A 16,387-nucleotide genomic window follows, 5' to 3' on the forward strand; every position below is an offset into this window, starting at 1 on the left:
CTATTAGCTCTCAGGTGCTACAACCAACGTTATAAAATCATCGAGCCATTCATAAAACGCATGGATAAAATTCGTCACGTCCCATCCCTGCAAGCGATGCAGGCCCTGGTTGAAGTCGCTGATGCGGGCAGTTTCACGCAAGCTGCGCAAAAGCTCTGCCTGACCCAAAGCGCGGTCAGCCGGCAGATTCAACAACTGGAAAGTCATTTCGGTGTGCCACTGTTTATCCGCAGCAGCCGCAGCATCCGGCTGACGCCGGAAGGCGAACAGGTGTCGGCCAGCGCACGCAGCATCCTTGCGCAACTGAAAGCCCTGGAGGATCGGCTGTCACCGCAAAAGCGCCCGTTCCGCATCCGCATGCATGTGTCGCTGGCGGTGCGTTGGTTGTTGCCGAAACTGAGCGATTTCTATCGCGCGCACCCGGACATTTCCCTGTCGATCGAAACGGTTGCCACCGAGGTCGTCGAGCCGGCCAGTGACAGCGACGCCTACATTCTTTATCTGCCGGAACCGTCCAGCGACCCCGCTTGCCTGACCCTGTTCGAAGAAGCGCTGGTGCCGGTGTGCGCGCCCGGCCTGGCCAGTACCGACCGGCCGCTGGCATCGGTTGGCGACTTGCGGCGATTCGCGCTGCTGCATCGTTCCGCCGACCGGCAAGCCTGGAGCGAATGGCTGGCCGCCAACAACGGCAAGCCGCTTGAGGACTACCGGCATATCCCCTTCAACCTCGATGAACTGGCGCTGGATGCCGCCGCGCGTGGGCTCGGGGTGGCGGTGACCGACTTGACCCTGGCGCAGGAATCGATTGATCGCGGCGTGCTCGTCGTGCCGTTCGGGCAGCCGTTGAAGACTCGCGGGATTTATTCGCTATGCCTGCAACCTTCGGCGGCGTCGCATCCGGAATGTGCGCAGGTCATGCAATGGTTTGCCGGGCAGACCGAGCGACACGGCGATTGAAGCGAGTATGAATAACCTCCCCTGTGGGAGCGGGCTTGCTCGCGAAAGCGGTGGGTCAGCATCTATTCCTTAGCTGACCCACCGCTTTCGCGAGCAAGCCCGCTCCCACAGGTTTTTTGTGTTTGTCCAAGACTCAAGCGGTCGGCTGCACCACGCCGCGCTCTTCCAGCAAACGCACAAACATGGTCAGGCTCTGCGACACCGTGCCCCTGCGCCACACCAACCAGGTGCACAAATAGCGGAAGGATTGCGTTAACGGCCAGACGCTGACCGTGGCGCAGCCCGGCATGCTTTCGAGCATGCTGCGCGGCATCAGCGCCAGGCCGGCACCGGCGCTGACGCAGGCCAGCATGCCGTGGTAGGACTCCATCTCGAAGATCTTGCCGGGCACCGCCGCATCGTTGGCGAACCAGCTTTCGAAGTGATGCCGATAGGAGCAATTGGAGCGGAAGGCGTAGATGTTTTCGCCGTTGACGTCCTTGGCGCGATCGATCGGCGCATGGTGCAGCGGCGCGATCAGCACCATTTCTTCTTCGAACACCGGCACGCCTTCCAGCGCCGGGTGCAGCACCGGACCATCGACGAAGGCGGCAGCGAGGCGCCCGGACAGGACGCCGTCGATCATCGTGCCGGAGGGCCCGGTGGACAGGTCAAGTTCAACCTTGGCGTGTTTCTGGTTGTAGGCCGCCAACAGGCCGGGGATGCGCACCGCCGCTGTGCTTTCCAGCGAGCCGAGCGGGAACGAGCCTTGCGGCTCTTCACCGGCCACCGTGGCGCGGGCCTCCTGGACCAGGTCGAGAATGCGCCGGGCGTAATCGAGAAAACTCCAACCGGCCGGCGACAGGCGCAGGCGGCTTTTCTCACGGATAAACAGGTCGACGCCCAGGTCCAGTTCCAGTTGCTTGATCCGCGTGGTCAGGTTCGACGGCACCCGGTGGATGTGCTGAGCCGCCACGCTGATGCTGCCGTGCTCGGCGACGGCTTTGAAGATTTCCAGTTGAATCAGATCCAAGTCATTCTCCAAACGTGAACGATGCGCTCAGTATTATTCAGTTTCCATAAAACCAATGCCACCGTAATCTTCAGCGCATTCCCACCCGAGCAGGACGGTGCCATGACTGACGTTTCCAGCCTCACCCACGCCATTTCGATCAACCCCGCCACTGGCCAGCAGATCGCCCACTACCCGTTCGAATCCGCTGCGGCGCTGGACTCGGCCCTGTCGCGGGCGGCCTCCGGGTTCCGTGTGTGGCGCAGCAAACCGGTGGCGCAACGCGCGCAATTGCTAATCGGTCTGGCGCAAGCCTTGCGCGCCAACGCGGCAACCATGGCCAACATGATCACCCTGGAAATGGGCAAGCCGATCACCCAGGCCCGTGGCGAAATCGAAAAATGCGCGCAGCTGTGCGAGTGGTATGCCGAACATGGCCCGGCCATGCTCAGCGCCGAACCGACCCTGGTCGAAGGCGGCAAGGCGCAGATCGAATACCGCCCGCTCGGGCCGATTCTGGCGGTGATGCCGTGGAACTTCCCGATCTGGCAGGTGCTGCGCGGCGCCGTTCCAGCGCTGATCGCCGGCAATACCTACGTGCTCAAGCATGCGCCGAACGTGATGGGCAGCGCCTACCTGCTGCTCGAAGCATTCAAGCAAGCCGACTTCCCGCAAGGCGTGTTTGAAGTGATCAACGTCACTCCCGACGGCGTGTCGAGCGCAATCAAAGACCCTCGCATCGCCGCCGTGACCCTGACCGGCAGCGTCCGCGCCGGCATGGCCATCGGCGCGCAGGCCGGTGCTGCATTGAAGAAGTGCGTGCTGGAGCTGGGCGGTTCCGACCCGTTCATCGTGCTCAATGATGCCGACCTCGACGACGCGGTCAAAGCCGCCGTCATCGGTCGTTATCAGAACACCGGGCAGGTCTGCGCAGCGGCTAAACGCTTGATCGTCGAGCAAGGCATCGTCGCGCAATTCACCGAAAAATTCGTCGCAGCGACACGCCAACTGGTGGTCGGCGATCCACTGTCCGGCGCGACCTACATCGGCCCGATGGCGCGCTTCGATCTGCGCGACGAACTGGATCAACAGGTGCGCGACACCCTGGAAGAAGGCGCGACGTTGTTGCTGGGCGGCCACAAGGCTGAAGGCCCGGGCAACTTCTACGAGCCGACGATTTTTGCCAATGTCACCGACCAGATGACCTCCTTCAAACAGGAACTGTTCGGCCCGGTCGCCTCGATCATCACCGCCCGCGACGCCGCCCACGCGCTACAGCTGGCGAATGACAGCGAGTTCGGCCTCACCGCCACGATCTACACCGGCAACCTCGAACTCGCCCGGCAAATGGCGGGCGAACTGGAAACCGGTGGTGTGTTCATCAACGGCTACAGCGCCAGCGACCCGCGCGTGACCTTCGGCGGAGTGAAGAAAAGCGGTTTTGGCCGCGAGTTGTCGCACTTCGGCGTACGCGAGTTCTGCAACGCGCAGACCGTGTGGCTCGACCGCCGCTGATCGCATCAAGCATCTGGAAGGCGCTGGCGCCCAATCCTAGCCGACGATATCGATCAACTGCTCACGCTGGGCGTTGGTCAGCATCGGCCCGAAACCGGCGCCGGCGTTATCCGCCATGTAACGCGGGTTGCCGGTGCCCGGAATCACGCAGGTCACCGCCGAATGCGTCAGCAGAAATTTCAGGGCCATTTGCGGCCAGCTGTTGACCTGCACATCGGCGGCCCAGCGCGGCAATGGTTTGTCCTTCAAGCGGGCGAACAGGTTCCCACCGCCAAACGGCCGATTGCAGATCACCGCGACACCGCGCTCGCGACACAACGGCAAGAGGCGTTTCTCGACGCCACGGTCGTCCAGCGCATAGTTGATCTGTAAAAAAGTCCAGCGCCTCGGTCTTGAGCACCGCTTCCACCTCGTCATAGGCCGACGCGGTGTAATGGGTGATGCCGATGTAACGAATTCGCCCCGCTTCCTTCCATTCACGCAACGTCGGCAAGTGGGTTTGCCAGTCCAGCAGGTTGTGAATCTGCATCAGGTCGATGCGGTCGGTCTGCAACAGCGCGAACGACCGCTCCATCTGCGCAATGCCCTCCTCGCGGCCACGGGTCCAGACCTTGGTCGCCAGAAACGCCGGCGACCGCGGCTCATGGATCGACAGCAATTCGCCAGTGGTCTGTTCGGCACGGCCATACATGGGCGAGCTGTCGATCACCGTCCCACCCTTCTCGAACAAGGCGCGCAGCACCGCAGGCAAAAGCTTGTACGCCGGGCTTGAAGGCTCGACATCGAACCCGCGATAAGTGCCCAACCCGACAATAGGCAGCGGCTCGGAGCTCGAAGGAATGGGCCGGGTCAGCATGGTCTTGCCTCCTGTTCCCTGCGACAGCGCGGTTGCAGCAAACGCCCGGTCGAAGGTGAGGACCGCCGAAGCACCGGCAGCCAGCTTGAGTAATTGTCTTCGCGTGTACGCATCAGTGTGGCTCATGGTTGGGACCTTACACTGCGGTGATGTTTCATTTTGCGCGCGGGGTCTGCCGCGCCACGACCATCATCCGCGCCACGGCAGCGATGAACTAGACTCTGCTTTCGAGCAAGCGATCGCCCTGTCTGGCGCCGAGCTGTCCATGCCGCCCACTAAAGTTAGCCGAATGCCGCGAACCTTGATGCTCATCGTCGTCATCCTCGTCGCGTTGTACCTGACGCTGTGTGCGGCGTTGTTCGTGTTCCAGCGGGCGCTGATCTATCACCCGCAGCCACGTGCCGCGAGTTCGGCCGATTCAGTGCTGACCCTGAGCGTTGACGACGCCCAGGTGCTGGTCTCCATGCGGCAGCACGCCGGGCCGAACGCGTTGATTTATTTTGGCGGCAACGCCGAAGATGTTTCGCGCAACCTGCCCGACTTTTCGCAGGCGTTCCCGGATTACGCGATTTACCTGATGCATTACCCAGGCTTCGGCGGCAGCTCCGGCTCGCCCTCCGAAGAGGCGATTGCCCGCGATGCCTTGACCTTGTTCGACAAGGTTTACGACACCCATCCGCACATCGCCGTGGTCGGGCGCAGCCTCGGCTCGGGCGTCGCCGTGCGCCTTGCCAGTCAGCGCCCGGCCGCGCGCCTGGTATTGATCACGCCCTATGACAGCCTTGAAGGGCTCGCGGCGCGGCAGTTTCGATGGTTCCCGGTGAAGTGGCTGCTGCAAGACCGCTTTGAATCCTGGCGCTACGCCCCACACATCTCAGTGCCCACACTGCTCATTGCGGCGCAGCACGATGACGTCATTCCCCCCGCGAGCACCCTGCAGCTCTACCGCCATTTCGCCCATGGCGTAGCCACGCTCAAAGTCATCCCGGACGTGGGCCACAACTCCGTTTCCGACAGCCCCGACTACCTCAAATTAATCGGCGCCGGAATATGAGCGCCGCAACTTCATAGAGCGCGTCGATCACCCGGTCATCAACAGTGATTGGACGAATCGCCCGCCAACTCTTAGCCTTCGGCCACTCAACCCGTTAATCGCGGAAAACTCATTCAACGTGCACCGGTCCCCTCGACCAGGTTCGCCTACCGAGGCTGTGATGTCAGAACGAGTGTTGATCGACGGCTTTTCCAGGCGCGTGGATTACCTGCGGATGTCGGTCACCGACCGCTGCGATTTTCGCTGCGTGTACTGCATGGCCGAAGACATGCAGTTTCTGCCGCGCCAACGCATCCTGAGCCTCGAAGAAATCTTGCAACTGGCCGAACGCTTCGTCGCGCTGGGCACGCGCAAGATTCGCCTCACCGGCGGCGAACCGCTGATCCGGCCCGGCGTGGTGCAGCTGTGCCAGCAGATCGCCGCCCTGCCCGGCCTGCGCGAGTTGTGCATGACCACCAACGGTTCGCAGCTCGGCAAGCTCGCCGCTCCGCTGTTTGAGGCCGGGGTCAAACGGCTCAACATCAGCCTCGACAGCCTGAACCCGCAACGCTTTCGGGAGATGACCCGCACCGGTGATCTGGCGCAGGTCATCAACGGCATCGACGCCGCGAACAACGCCGGTTTCAGTCACACCAAGCTCAATTGCGTGGTGATGAAAGGTCGCAACGACCACGAGATCAACGACCTCGTCAGCTTCGCCATCGACCGCCAGCTCGACCTCTCGTTCATCGAAGAAATGCCCCTGGGCAGCATCCGTGAACACAGCCGCGCCGAGTCGCACTACTCCAGTGCACAGGTACGCGAGCGGATCGCCGAACGCTACACCTTGATCGAGTCCGCCGAGTCGACCCAAGGCCCGTCGCGCTACTGGCGCCTGGCGCAGGCGCCGAACATTCGCCTGGGGTTTATTTCGCCGCACAGTCACAACTTTTGCGGCACCTGCAATCGCGTGCGGCTGACCGTCGAAGGGCGTTTGCTGCTGTGCCTGGGCAACGAGCATTCGGTGGATCTGAAAGCCGTGCTGCGTGGCCATCCAGGGCACCCCGAGCGCCTGGACAGCGCGATCATCGAGGCGATGAAGCTCAAACCCTACCAGCACAATTTTGAAGTGAACGACGACGTTCAGGTGGTGCGCTTCATGAACATGACCGGCGGCTGACCACCTCAAGGCAGGCACCTTGACTGGCCCCGGTTGTGTGTTGAGCTGATCACACCTGGTAAAAGCCCCGATACCACGCGACAAAGCGCGCCACGCCGGTTTCAACCGACACGCCGGGGGCAAAACCGACCCAGTCGGCGAGTGCTGACACATCGGCCCAGGTCTGCACCACATCACCGGTTTGCATGGGCAGGAAGTTGCGCCGGGCCTTGAGGCCCAACGCCGCTTCCAGGCAGTCCACGAAATCCAGCAATGGCATCGGCAGGCCACGCCCGATGTTGAAGAGTCGATTGACGCCGGCACCCTCCTTGTCCGGTACCGGTGGCTTGGGCAACAAGCGGACGATGCCTTCGACGATGTCGTCGATGTAAGTGAAATCCCGCGCCATCTGCCCGTGGTTGTAGATATCGACCGGCTCGCCTTTGAGCATCGCCTCGGTGAACTTGAACAGCGCCATGTCGGGCCGGCCCCAAGGCCCGTATACGGTAAAAAAACGCAAGCCGCTGGCCTTCAGACCGTAGAGATGGCAATAGCTGTGCGCGAGCAGTTCGTTGGCGCGCTTGGTCGCGGCATACAGCGACACCGGATGCTCGACCGCATCGTCGACGCTGAACGGCAACTTGCTGTTGGCGCCGTACACCGAGCTGCTCGATGCGTAGATCAAATGCGTGGGTGGATGGCGCCGACAGGCTTCCAGGACGTTAAGAAATCCCACCAGATTCGATTGCGCGTACGCGTCCGGGTTGTCCAGCGAATAGCGAACACCGGCCTGCGCCGCCAAGTGCACCACTTCGGTGAATCCGGACATGTTGAACAAGGCCATCAAGGCCTGTTTATCGACGATATCCAGCGGCAGAAAACGAAAGCCCGGTAACGAGTCCAATTCATTGAGCCGCGCCTGCTTGAGTTCAACGCTGTAGTAATTGTTGAGGTTATCAAGGCCAATTACTTCATGGCCTTGCAGGCACAAACGCTGGACCGTGTGATACCCGATGAAACCCGCTGCGCCAGTCACAAGAACGGTCATAGTGCCTTGCCCCATTGTTAAGCCAATGAGCGCTTAGTTATAGACCCGCCCATTCAGCGAATCCAGATTTAAAAAGCACACCGACAATGGGGGAAATGCGCTACCGACTTATTACAACCACCGTGACTATAAAGGTAGAAAAAAGTTTAAACCGTTCGACGGAAAAAAATTAATCTTTTAAAACAGTCAGTTGAGTAACAGCAAATCGACCAATGGATAAATGGCGTGTTTTTTGACAAGGAACGTTTGACAGGTTGCAAAGACTGGCCGATAACTACACCGGTCTATTTGAACAAGACACGAGTGCAGTTTTTCTCGCTGGTCTGTGTTCCTGGGACAACTACTGAAGTTCTTGTTTATGGGTCTGACGTGCAGACAGTGCGGTAGCTTTGTCTTCAGTAAAGTGTCAGCCCCTTATTCCGGTTTTATTGCACCGTATAGCGACATCAGGTAATGCCGCGCCCTCTGATGAAGCGCTTTGTGATTCATTTCTGATACACACCTCTATAAAAACTAGATATCTGCTGCTTGACACTACTTGGGCCTCACTAGAGCCACTGCCTGACTAAACTTCTACTCTCAGAGTTTACCAGCATGTCAGCACTCAGCTCCGAACGGTCTAATTGGTACCTTCTGCAATGCAAGCCACGTCAGGATGAACGGGCTCACCTCAACCTGATTCAACAGAACTACCAGATCTTCCACCCGCAACTTTCAAGCGACCGCGTCATTCGCGGGAGACGACAGCGGGTGCTGGAATCGTTGTTCCCCGGGTATTTGTTTATCCAACTCAGCCGTCAAGACAATTGGGCGCCCATCCGTTCTACCCGTGGCGTCAGTCGTATTGTCGAATTCAATCATGGTCCTGCCACGGTGGCCGAACACGTCATCGAGCACTTGCGTGCGCGCTGTTGCGAAGCCTCGGAGCCGACCGTTGATGAAGCGCTGAAACCCGGCGAACACTTACAGATCATTCGCGGCCCATTGTCACCGCTGGAGGGCGTATTCATTGCTCCGCAAGGTGCCGAACGGGTAATGATCCTGCTGCAATTCCTTAACCGCGAACAGCCTGTCTGCGTCCCCTTGAACGCTCTCGAACGTCAGCAGCCTTCATTACATCTCAATAACTGATCACACGCCTTATATGCTTTTCCTCAGGAGCTATAACATGGCCTTGAACTCACGCTGCCCTGTTGCACTGATCATGGCCTCGCTGTATCCCACAATGGCCTGGAGTATTCAACCGCAAGCCATTGATGTTTATGGCTTCGACTTCACTCCCACTTTCCTGTTATCAGAAAGTTACGACGACAACTTCCGGGAGTTGGAGAACAACAAACAGTCTTCAATGATCACCAAACTGGCGCCCTCTTTCGAACTCAAGGCCGAAGACCGCAACAGCGCCACCCGGTTAATTTGGCAGCCGACTCGTTACATTTACCACGACGAAACGGATGCCTCGAACACCGCCGAACGTGTTCGGGCCGACAGCGTGATGGAGTTCACTGATCGCCACCGCCTGACACTTGAAGCCGAATACCGCAAATGGCAGCAAACGGCGTCGACGGCGGTCGAAGGCGAGAATGACAAGCTCAACAACAAACGGGTGGGCGGCTTGTACACGTACGGCGCCAAGAGCGCTGACAACCAGATCGACTTCGGCGCCAATTACGCCGAGCTGCGCTACGACAATGCCGACGGCGTCAACGATGACAAAGAACGTAATACCACTGGCGTGACCAGCACCTGGTATCACCGCATCGGCAGCAACACCCGCGGCTTGCTGGAATACGACCACACCAACTTCGACTACCTGCAATCCGACAGCACCCGCAGCAGCAAATCCAACGCGGTGCTGGCCGGCGCCGTCTGGGATTTCACCGCCAGGACCACCGGTAAAGTCCGCGTCGGGTATGAGAAAAAAGACTTCGACAACAGCCAATCCAAAGACCTCGACAACCCCACCTGGCAAGTCGATCTGCAATGGCAACCGCGCACCTATTCGACGTTTACCTTCCTCGCCCGCCAAGCCCTGGCCGAGGGTGACGACGGCGCCGATGCCGTGAAGTCGACGTTCACTCAGGTCGGTTGGCGCCACGGCTGGACCGAACGCATCAGCACCGTGGCAAAGGCCGGGGTGGGTCGATATGTCTACGAAGGCCAGAGCCGCACCGACAACCTTCAGGACTACAGCCTGGCGGTGGTGTACGCGATGCGCCGGTGGGTAGACATCGAACTCGGCTATCGCTACCGCGACAACGACTCGGATGCCGACAACGAAAGTTTCACCCGCAACGTTTTCTCGCTCAGTTTCAACGTCAGCCTTTAAGAGGGTTTCGACATGAACACACTTACGCTTGGCGTGCTGTTCACACTGGTGTTTGTCCCCGCTAGCTACGCCGCGGACCCCGGCACGCAATACAAACTGGCCGCCGGCGATGTGCTGCGCATCACCGTCTACGGTGAACCGGATTTGAGCCTCAAACGCATCCGCCTGAACGATGCCGGGACCTTCTCCTACCCGTTCCTGGGCGAGATTTCCGCCAAGGGCCTCACCCCCAACCAAGTCGAACAGATCATCGTCAACGGGCTGAAACAGGGTTACCTGAACGATCCGAAAGTCAGCCTGAGCCAGATCGAATACCGCTCGTTCTACATCAACGGCGAGGTGCAGAAACCTGGCAGCTACCCCTTCGTGCCCGGCCTGACCCTGGAAAAAGCCATCGCCCTGGGAGGTGGCCTGACTGAGCGCGCCTCGATCAAACGCGTAACCATCGTGCGCGGCGATGGCGGTTCGACCCTTACCGACGACGTCACACGCAGCACCACGATTGCCCCCGGCGACACCATTTCCATTGCACAAGGCTTTTTCTAATCATGGACAACAGCCCAAGCACCTACGTCGAACGTCCTCTTCAAACGCACCTGCATCAGCAGCACGGCGAAGACAAGGACACCATTGATCTGCTCAAACTGTGGCGGGTGATCTGGCGCGCGAAATGGAACATCGGCTGGCTGGTTCTGCTCAGCTGTGCGCTGGCAATTGCCGCGGTTTCTGCGATGACCCCGCAATACGTCGGCAGCACCACGTTGCTGTTCAACGATAAGAACCCGCCGCTGATGTCGTTCCAGCAAGTCAAGGATTCGGGCAGCAACGCCACCGATTACTTGCAGACCCAACAGGCCCTGCTGGAATCGCGCGACCTGGCCGAACGTGCCGTGAGAAAACTCGGCCTCACCACCAACCCGATCACCGACCCGCGCCAGCAGCCGGCGTCCTGGTTCAAACCACGCCAGTGGCTGGCGGACCTGGACCTCGATCAATGGCTGCCAGGGTTGGGCATGTTGTTGCCCGTGAAGGACGCGCCGACCGAAGAAGACATCTTCAACCAGGTCACACAGAACCTGATGCTGCACACCACCATCAAGTTCGTCGGCAAGAGCCAACTGCTGGAAATCGATGTCGAGCTGCCGGACCCTGACCTCGCCGCCGCTGCGGCCAACGCCTTGGCCCAAGGCTTCACCGACAGCCAGATCGACACCAGCGAGAAGTCGTCTCAGACCACCACCGCCTGGATGAACACCCGGCTGATCGAGTTGCGCAACAATCTTCGCGAGGCCGAGAAAAAGCTCCAGGGCTATCGCGAGGAGCAAGGGCTGGTCGACGTCGGAGGCGTCGCCACCATCAGCGCCAACGAACTGGAAATGACCGGTAGCCGCATGGTCGACGCCCGCCGTACCCGCGCTGAAGCCGAGAGCGAGTACCGTCAAGCGAAGGCCCTGAGCAGCGGCGACCTGAGTCGACTGTCGAGTGTGCCCGCGGTGCTGAGCAACCCGCTGGTCCAGCAATTCCAGGCCGACCGAGCCAAGGCGCAGGCCAAGGTCGATGAGCTGTCGGGGCGCTATGGGCCGAAACACCCGAGCCTGATTTCCGCACAATCGGAATTGCGCGCCGCCACCACCAGCCTGCAATTGCAGGTGCAGCAAGTGGTCGCCGGGATCGAGCGGCAATACCAGCTGGCCTCGGCCAGCGAAGCGTCGATACGCCAATCGTTCAACAGCAACAAGGCGCAGATCCAGGACATCGCGCGCAAGGAGTTCCAATTGCGCGAGTTTCAGCGTGAGGTCGACAGCACCCGTGCGCTGTACGAAACCTTCGTCACTCGCCTGAAAGAAACCGCCGCCACCGCCGACATGGATTCGACCAAGGTGCGCATCGTCGACCCGGCGATTGTGCCGATGGAAGCCAGCAAACCCCGTAAAACATTGATTGTCGGGATCGTCGGCCTGCTCGCGGCGGTGATCGGCGTCGCGCTGGCCCTGCTGTTCGAAAGCCTGAGCAATACCTTCAAAACCGACGAGACCATCGAAAGCACGCTCAACATTCCGCTGCTCAGTGTCGTGCCGCTGGTGACCAAGAAAACCCGCCGGCAACTGGCGCGGCTGTTCGAGGACAACGACAACCCGCGCTTCTCCGAGACCATTCGCAACCTGCGCACCTGGTTGATGCTGCAAAGCAGCGAGATGCCATCGCAGGTGGTGCTGGTGACCTCGACCGTTTCCGGTGAAGGCAAAAGCACGATTGCCAACAACCTCGCCAGCTCGCTGACCTCGCTGGAACGGGTGCTGCTGATCGATGCCGACATGCGCCAGCCGACCCTGTCGCTGAACTTCGATTTCCCGCCCGACGCCCCGGGGCTGGCCAACGTGATTGCCGGCACCGCCCGACTCGAAGACTGCATCGTCTCGGTCGGCAATCTGGACATGCTGCCGGCCGGCAAAATGACCCCGCCACCGCTGGATCTGTTCGCCGCGCCGCGCTTGCCGTCGCCCGCCGACGCGCTCAACCCGGCCCGTCAGCCGCCGCCACAGGACCTGCTCAGTTCGCCGCGCATGGCGCGCATGCTCGAGGCGCTGAAATCCCGCTATCGCCACATCATCATCGACTCACCGCCCGCCGAGATGATCAGCGACGCCTTGTTGCTGGCGCAGCATTCGGACGCGGTGATCTATGTGGTCAAGGCCGACAGCACGCCGATCAGCCAGGTGCAACGGGGTATCGCGATGTTGCAACAGAGCCACGTGCCCGCCTTCGGCACCGTGCTCAATCAGGTCGACCTGCGCAAGGCGCGCAAGTATGGCTATCACCATTCCAAGACGTTTTATAACTACGACTTCGCCCCCCGGTAACCCCCGACACCCGGCCTGCCGCCGCACTTCGTTCTGCCCATGACAAAAAGCTGCTTCACCTCTGCCGAGCTACGGATTAGCCCGCGGGAGCCACGCCGTGTCTGCCCGATCAGTGCCGATGCACTCCTTCTGCCTTGAGGTCAAGCCCATGACACCGCTCTATACCGCTCACATGACGCACCGCCGCGGCCTGACCTTCTGGGGCCAGTGGCTGTGTGCGCTGACGCTGGCCACCGCATTGTTGATGCTGCTGGTGTTCTGGCGCGTCGGTGAACTGTCCAGCGAATACCGGATCCTGATCATCCTCACCGTGCTCGGTTCGGTGCCGATCTACAGCGTGATGCAGGTCTACCACAAGCGTCATGGCCTGCTGGTCGGGCTCGGTCGCTTGCTGGCCGGCTGGCTGATCTTGCTGGCGGTGCTGGCGGCCATTGCCTTCATCACACAGACCAGCGCGATTTACTCGCGCCAGGTGATCATCGTCTGGGCGGTCATGGGGTTCGTGGTCCAGGCCGCGAGTTTTCTGCCGCTGCATTACTTCGCTCGCCTGCATTCGCGGATGGTCTGCAACGAGCGCCGCTCGGTGATCATCGGCACCTCGCCGACCGCACACGAGCTGGCGAAGAAACTCAACCGGCCGAACCGTGCGCTGGTCCTCGGATTTATCGCCGCCGCCGACAACAGTGGCCCGGCACCGAGCATTCTGCCGCTGCTCGGCCACGTCGACGGCATCCGCGAGATCCTTACCCGCCTGGAAGTGCGCCGTGTGTACATCGTGCTGACCATGGAGCACGCGGCGACCATCGAAGCGCTGTACATCGACCTGTTGGACATGAACGTCGACGTGGTGTGGATTCCGGATTTCGGCAGCATGGTGCTGCTCAACCATTCGATCTCGGAAATCGAGCGGATGCCGGCGATTTACCTCAACGAAAGCCTGATCAGCTCGCACCCCGCCAGCCTGTTTTGCAAGGACCTGTTCGAACGCAGCCTGGCCGCCGTCGCCGTTATCTTGCTCAGCCCGTTGCTGTTGCTGGTGGCGGCAGCGATCAAGCTGACCTCCCGTGGTCCGGTGCTGTTCAAGCAAAACCGTCACGGCTGCAACGGCGAAGTGATCAAGGTCTGGAAGTTTCGTTCGATGCGCGTCCACGACGACCGCGAAGTGCGCCAGGCCACTCGCGAAGACAATCGCGTGACACCGGTCGGACGCTTTCTGCGGCGCAGTTCCATCGACGAATTGCCGCAGCTGTTCAACGTGTTGTTCGGCCAGATGGCACTGGTCGGCCCTCGCCCGCACGCCGTCACCCACAACATTTATTACACCGGCAAAGTCCGCGCCTACATGGCCCGTCATCGCCTCAAACCGGGAATCACCGGGCTGGCCCAGGTCACCGGGCATCGCGGCGAAACCGAGACCGTGGAAAAAATGCAGCTGCGCGTCGCCCAGGACCTCAATTACATCAACCAGTGGTCGCTGTGGCTCGACATCAAAATCCTGATCAAGACGCCCTTCACGCTGTTCTCGAAAAACATCTACTGACCCCCGCCCCTTCGTCGCAACGACACCCGAGGTTTCACCATGAATGTGAGCGTATTCGGTATTGGTTATGTGGGCCTTGTTCAAGGCGCGGCACTGGCAGACGTCGGGCACAACGTGCTCTGTGTCGATGTCGATGCGGCCAAGGTCGAGGCGCTGAAGGACGGCACGTTGCCCATTTACGAACCGGGCCTGAAAAGCCTGGTCCGCGACAACTTCCAGAGCGGACGCCTGCAGTTCGGCACCGATCTGGCGGCGGCCGTGCACCATGGCGATGTGTTGCTGATTGCCGTTGGCACACCGCCGGACGAAGACGGCTCGGCCGACCTCAAATACGTGCTCAGCGTGGCGCAAACCATTGCGCTGAACATGGACCGTCACCAGATCATCGTCGACAAATCCACCGTCCCGGTCGGCACCGGCGACCTGGTGCGGGCGCGCATTCAGCAGGTGCTGGCCGACAACGACCGCAGCGAGCTGACCTTCGACGTGGTGTCCAACCCGGAATTCCTCAAGGAAGGCTGCGCGGTGGAAGACTGCATGCGCCCCGACCGGATCATCATCGGCACCGACAGCGCGCACGCCGAAGAGGTCATGCGGGAACTGTACGAACCGTTCAATCGCAACCGCGAAAAAATCATCGTCATGGACATCCGCAGTGCGGAGCTGACCAAGTACGCCGCCAACTGCATGCTGGCGACCAAGATCAGCTTCATGAACGAGATGGCGATCCTCGCCGAAAAACTCGGCGCCGACATCGAAATGGTCCGCCACGGCATCGGCTCCGATCCGCGCATCGGCTATCAATTCATCTACCCCGGCCTCGGCTACGGCGGCTCGTGTTTCCCCAAGGATGTGCAGGCGCTGATTCACGCCGCCACCAGCGTCGACATCGATGCCCGGGTGCTCAAAGCGGTCGAGTCGCGCAACAACGAACAGAAAACCACGCTGTTCAGCAAGATTTTCGACCACTTCGGCGGCTCGCTTCACGGCAAGACTTTTGCCTTGTGGGGCCTGAGCTTCAAGCCCAACACCGACGACATGCGCGAAGCCCCCAGCCGCGTGTTGATGGAGGCGTTGTGGCGCGCCGGCGCCAGCGTCCAGGCGTACGACCCCAAAGCCATGGAAGAAACCCAACGCATTTACGGCCCGCGCGATGACCTGACCCTGGCGGGCACCAAGGAAGCGGCGCTGAATAATGCCGACGCGCTGATCATCGTCACCGAGTGGCAATCGTTCCGCGCACCGGACTTTGACCTGCTCAGCCAGCGCCTCAGGCAACCGCTGATTTTTGACGGGCGCAACCTGTTCGACCCGCAACGCCTGAGCAAGCGCGGCTTTACCTACGTGTCGGTCGGCCGCCAGACGCAGGCCGTCATCTGAAAGGAGTCGGGCCATGATCAAGCTGAAAATTGTCAGGCATTACTCACCGCAATTGCTGGACGCCAATCAGGCGTATTCCTTTATCAACTTCGCGTCCATCGGCAGCTTTTTCATCCAGACACCCGGCACCGTCGCCTATTTTTGCGACGGCATGCTGATGTCGGCGTTCATGTCCCGGGTGACCGGGCGCAGCGTCGGGCGGGTCAGTTTCGACTTCACCTCGATTGCCGACCCGGTGCTCAGCGGTGCCGAGCAACAGGGCAAACGCGTGTATTTCGTCGGCGCCCGGCAGGCCGAACTGGAGCTGTTTGTCGACAAGATCAAGGCTCGCTATCCGCGGCTGGCCATCGCCGGTTATCACAATGGCTATTTCGACGCGGCACAGGCCGAATGCATTCACGCCGACATCTGCCGCAGCGCAGCCAACATCCTGATCGTCGGCCTCGGCGCCGGGCTGCAAGAACGTTTTGAGCAGGACGCACTGCGCGCCGGCTTCAGCGGCGTGGCCTTCACCTGTGGCGGCTTCATTCGCCAGGAAGCGACCGCGACGCAGCAGTACTACCCCGCGCTGATCAACCGCCTGCACTTGCGCGCGTTCTATCGCATGTACCGCGAGCCACACACCATCAAGCGCTACCTCGTCGATTACCCGCGCAACTTTTTGCAGCTGCTGGCGATGGTCGTCCGCCGCCAGGTCGCAATCAGCGTGGGGGAATGA

General features: G+C 60.6%; 13 protein-coding genes and 1 pseudogene. 11 read left to right on the top strand and 3 right to left on the bottom strand.

Annotation, left to right across the window (positions count from 1 at the left end; all coding sequences use genetic code 11):
* The first annotated feature begins 60 nt into the window (after positions 1 to 60).
* Positions 61 to 957: a LysR substrate-binding domain-containing protein gene (locus tag ACQKP4_RS02670; RefSeq protein ID WP_427630152.1), complete on the top strand. Its 897-nt coding sequence runs from the start codon at positions 61 to 63 to the stop codon at positions 955 to 957.
* A 133-nt stretch (positions 958 to 1,090) separates the two neighbouring features.
* Here ACQKP4_RS02670 and ptrR read toward each other — a convergent pair whose 3' ends face one another.
* Positions 1,091 to 1,969 carry a putrescine utilization regulator PtrR gene (gene ptrR / locus ACQKP4_RS02675; protein ID WP_427630153.1) on the bottom strand — a complete coding sequence of 293 codons (879 nt, stop codon included), beginning with the start codon at positions 1,967 to 1,969 and terminating at the stop codon, positions 1,091 to 1,093.
* A gap of 102 nt (positions 1,970 to 2,071) precedes the next feature.
* Here ptrR and ACQKP4_RS02680 point away from each other — a divergent pair, with 102 nt between their 5' ends.
* Positions 2,072 to 3,463, top strand: a complete 1,392-nt coding sequence (locus ACQKP4_RS02680; RefSeq protein WP_427630154.1) for an aldehyde dehydrogenase family protein — start codon at positions 2,072 to 2,074, stop codon at positions 3,461 to 3,463.
* 36 nt (positions 3,464 to 3,499) lie between these two features.
* Here the strand turns inward: ACQKP4_RS02680 and ACQKP4_RS02685 are convergent.
* Positions 3,500 to 4,319, bottom strand: a pseudogene (locus tag ACQKP4_RS02685) (aldo/keto reductase).
* Between the two features lie 265 nt (positions 4,320 to 4,584).
* Here ACQKP4_RS02685 and ACQKP4_RS02690 point away from each other — a divergent pair.
* Together ACQKP4_RS02690 and moaA are read left to right on the top strand one after the other, a co-directional pair.
* Positions 4,585 to 5,373, top strand: coding sequence for an alpha/beta hydrolase (locus ACQKP4_RS02690; protein WP_427630156.1), 789 nt, complete (start codon positions 4,585 to 4,587; stop codon positions 5,371 to 5,373).
* Positions 5,374 to 5,533: 160 nt separating this feature from the next.
* Positions 5,534 to 6,532: a GTP 3',8-cyclase MoaA gene (moaA, locus tag ACQKP4_RS02695; protein WP_427630158.1), complete on the top strand. Its 999-nt coding sequence runs from the start codon at positions 5,534 to 5,536 to the stop codon at positions 6,530 to 6,532.
* Between the two features lie 49 nt (positions 6,533 to 6,581).
* Here moaA and ACQKP4_RS02700 read toward each other — a convergent pair whose 3' ends face one another.
* Positions 6,582 to 7,559, bottom strand: coding sequence for an NAD-dependent epimerase (locus tag ACQKP4_RS02700; protein WP_427630160.1), 978 nt, complete (start codon positions 7,557 to 7,559; stop codon positions 6,582 to 6,584).
* Between the two features lie 594 nt (positions 7,560 to 8,153).
* Here ACQKP4_RS02700 and rfaH point away from each other — a divergent pair.
* The 7 genes from rfaH to ACQKP4_RS02735 all read left to right on the top strand — a co-directional run bounded on the left by rfaH (position 8,154) and on the right by ACQKP4_RS02735 (position 16,387).
* Positions 8,154 to 8,690, top strand: a complete 537-nt coding sequence (rfaH, locus tag ACQKP4_RS02705; RefSeq protein WP_427630162.1) for a transcription/translation regulatory transformer protein RfaH — start codon at positions 8,154 to 8,156, stop codon at positions 8,688 to 8,690.
* Positions 8,691 to 8,727: 37 nt separating this feature from the next.
* Entirely contained in the window at positions 8,728 to 9,888 is a 1,161-nt protein-coding gene (locus ACQKP4_RS02710) for an outer membrane beta-barrel protein (RefSeq protein ID WP_427630164.1), read from the top strand.
* Positions 9,889 to 9,900: 12 nt separating this feature from the next.
* Positions 9,901 to 10,434: a polysaccharide biosynthesis/export family protein gene (locus ACQKP4_RS02715; protein WP_427630166.1), complete on the top strand. Its 534-nt coding sequence runs from the start codon at positions 9,901 to 9,903 to the stop codon at positions 10,432 to 10,434.
* A gap of 2 nt (positions 10,435 to 10,436) precedes the next feature.
* Positions 10,437 to 12,749: a GumC family protein gene (locus ACQKP4_RS02720; RefSeq protein WP_427630167.1), complete on the top strand. Its 2,313-nt coding sequence runs from the start codon at positions 10,437 to 10,439 to the stop codon at positions 12,747 to 12,749.
* Positions 12,750 to 12,897: 148 nt separating this feature from the next.
* A complete protein-coding gene (locus ACQKP4_RS02725; RefSeq protein ID WP_427630196.1) occupies positions 12,898 to 14,289 on the top strand; it encodes an undecaprenyl-phosphate glucose phosphotransferase in 1,392 nt (463 codons plus the stop codon).
* 39 nt (positions 14,290 to 14,328) lie between these two features.
* Positions 14,329 to 15,669: a UDP-glucose dehydrogenase family protein gene (locus tag ACQKP4_RS02730; RefSeq protein ID WP_427630169.1), complete on the top strand. Its 1,341-nt coding sequence runs from the start codon at positions 14,329 to 14,331 to the stop codon at positions 15,667 to 15,669.
* Between the two features lie 13 nt (positions 15,670 to 15,682).
* Positions 15,683 to 16,387 (top strand): WecB/TagA/CpsF family glycosyltransferase, encoded by a 705-nt coding sequence (locus tag ACQKP4_RS02735; protein ID WP_427630171.1) that lies wholly within the window; start codon positions 15,683 to 15,685, stop codon positions 16,385 to 16,387.

The sequence above is a fragment of the Pseudomonas sp. NPDC086278 genome, assembly GCF_050280905.1.
GTDB lineage: Bacteria > Pseudomonadota > Gammaproteobacteria > Pseudomonadales > Pseudomonadaceae > Aquipseudomonas.

Coding starts and splice junctions, on each gene's coding strand:
- ACQKP4_RS02670 (WP_427630152.1), top strand. CDS start 61: ATGGATAAAATTCGTCACGTCCCATCCCTGCAAGCGATGCAGGCCCTG.
- ACQKP4_RS02680 (WP_427630154.1), top strand. CDS start 2,072: ATGACTGACGTTTCCAGCCTCACCCACGCCATTTCGATCAACCCCGCC.
- ACQKP4_RS02690 (WP_427630156.1), top strand. CDS start 4,585: ATGCCGCCCACTAAAGTTAGCCGAATGCCGCGAACCTTGATGCTCATC.
- moaA (WP_427630158.1), top strand. CDS start 5,534: ATGTCAGAACGAGTGTTGATCGACGGCTTTTCCAGGCGCGTGGATTAC.
- ACQKP4_RS02700 (WP_427630160.1), bottom strand. CDS start 7,559: ATGACCGTTCTTGTGACTGGCGCAGCGGGTTTCATCGGGTATCACACG.
- rfaH (WP_427630162.1), top strand. CDS start 8,154: ATGTCAGCACTCAGCTCCGAACGGTCTAATTGGTACCTTCTGCAATGC.
- ACQKP4_RS02710 (WP_427630164.1), top strand. CDS start 8,728: ATGGCCTTGAACTCACGCTGCCCTGTTGCACTGATCATGGCCTCGCTG.
- ACQKP4_RS02715 (WP_427630166.1), top strand. CDS start 9,901: ATGAACACACTTACGCTTGGCGTGCTGTTCACACTGGTGTTTGTCCCC.
- ACQKP4_RS02720 (WP_427630167.1), top strand. CDS start 10,437: ATGGACAACAGCCCAAGCACCTACGTCGAACGTCCTCTTCAAACGCAC.
- ACQKP4_RS02725 (WP_427630196.1), top strand. CDS start 12,898: ATGACACCGCTCTATACCGCTCACATGACGCACCGCCGCGGCCTGACC.
- ACQKP4_RS02730 (WP_427630169.1), top strand. CDS start 14,329: ATGAATGTGAGCGTATTCGGTATTGGTTATGTGGGCCTTGTTCAAGGC.
- ACQKP4_RS02735 (WP_427630171.1), top strand. CDS start 15,683: ATGATCAAGCTGAAAATTGTCAGGCATTACTCACCGCAATTGCTGGAC.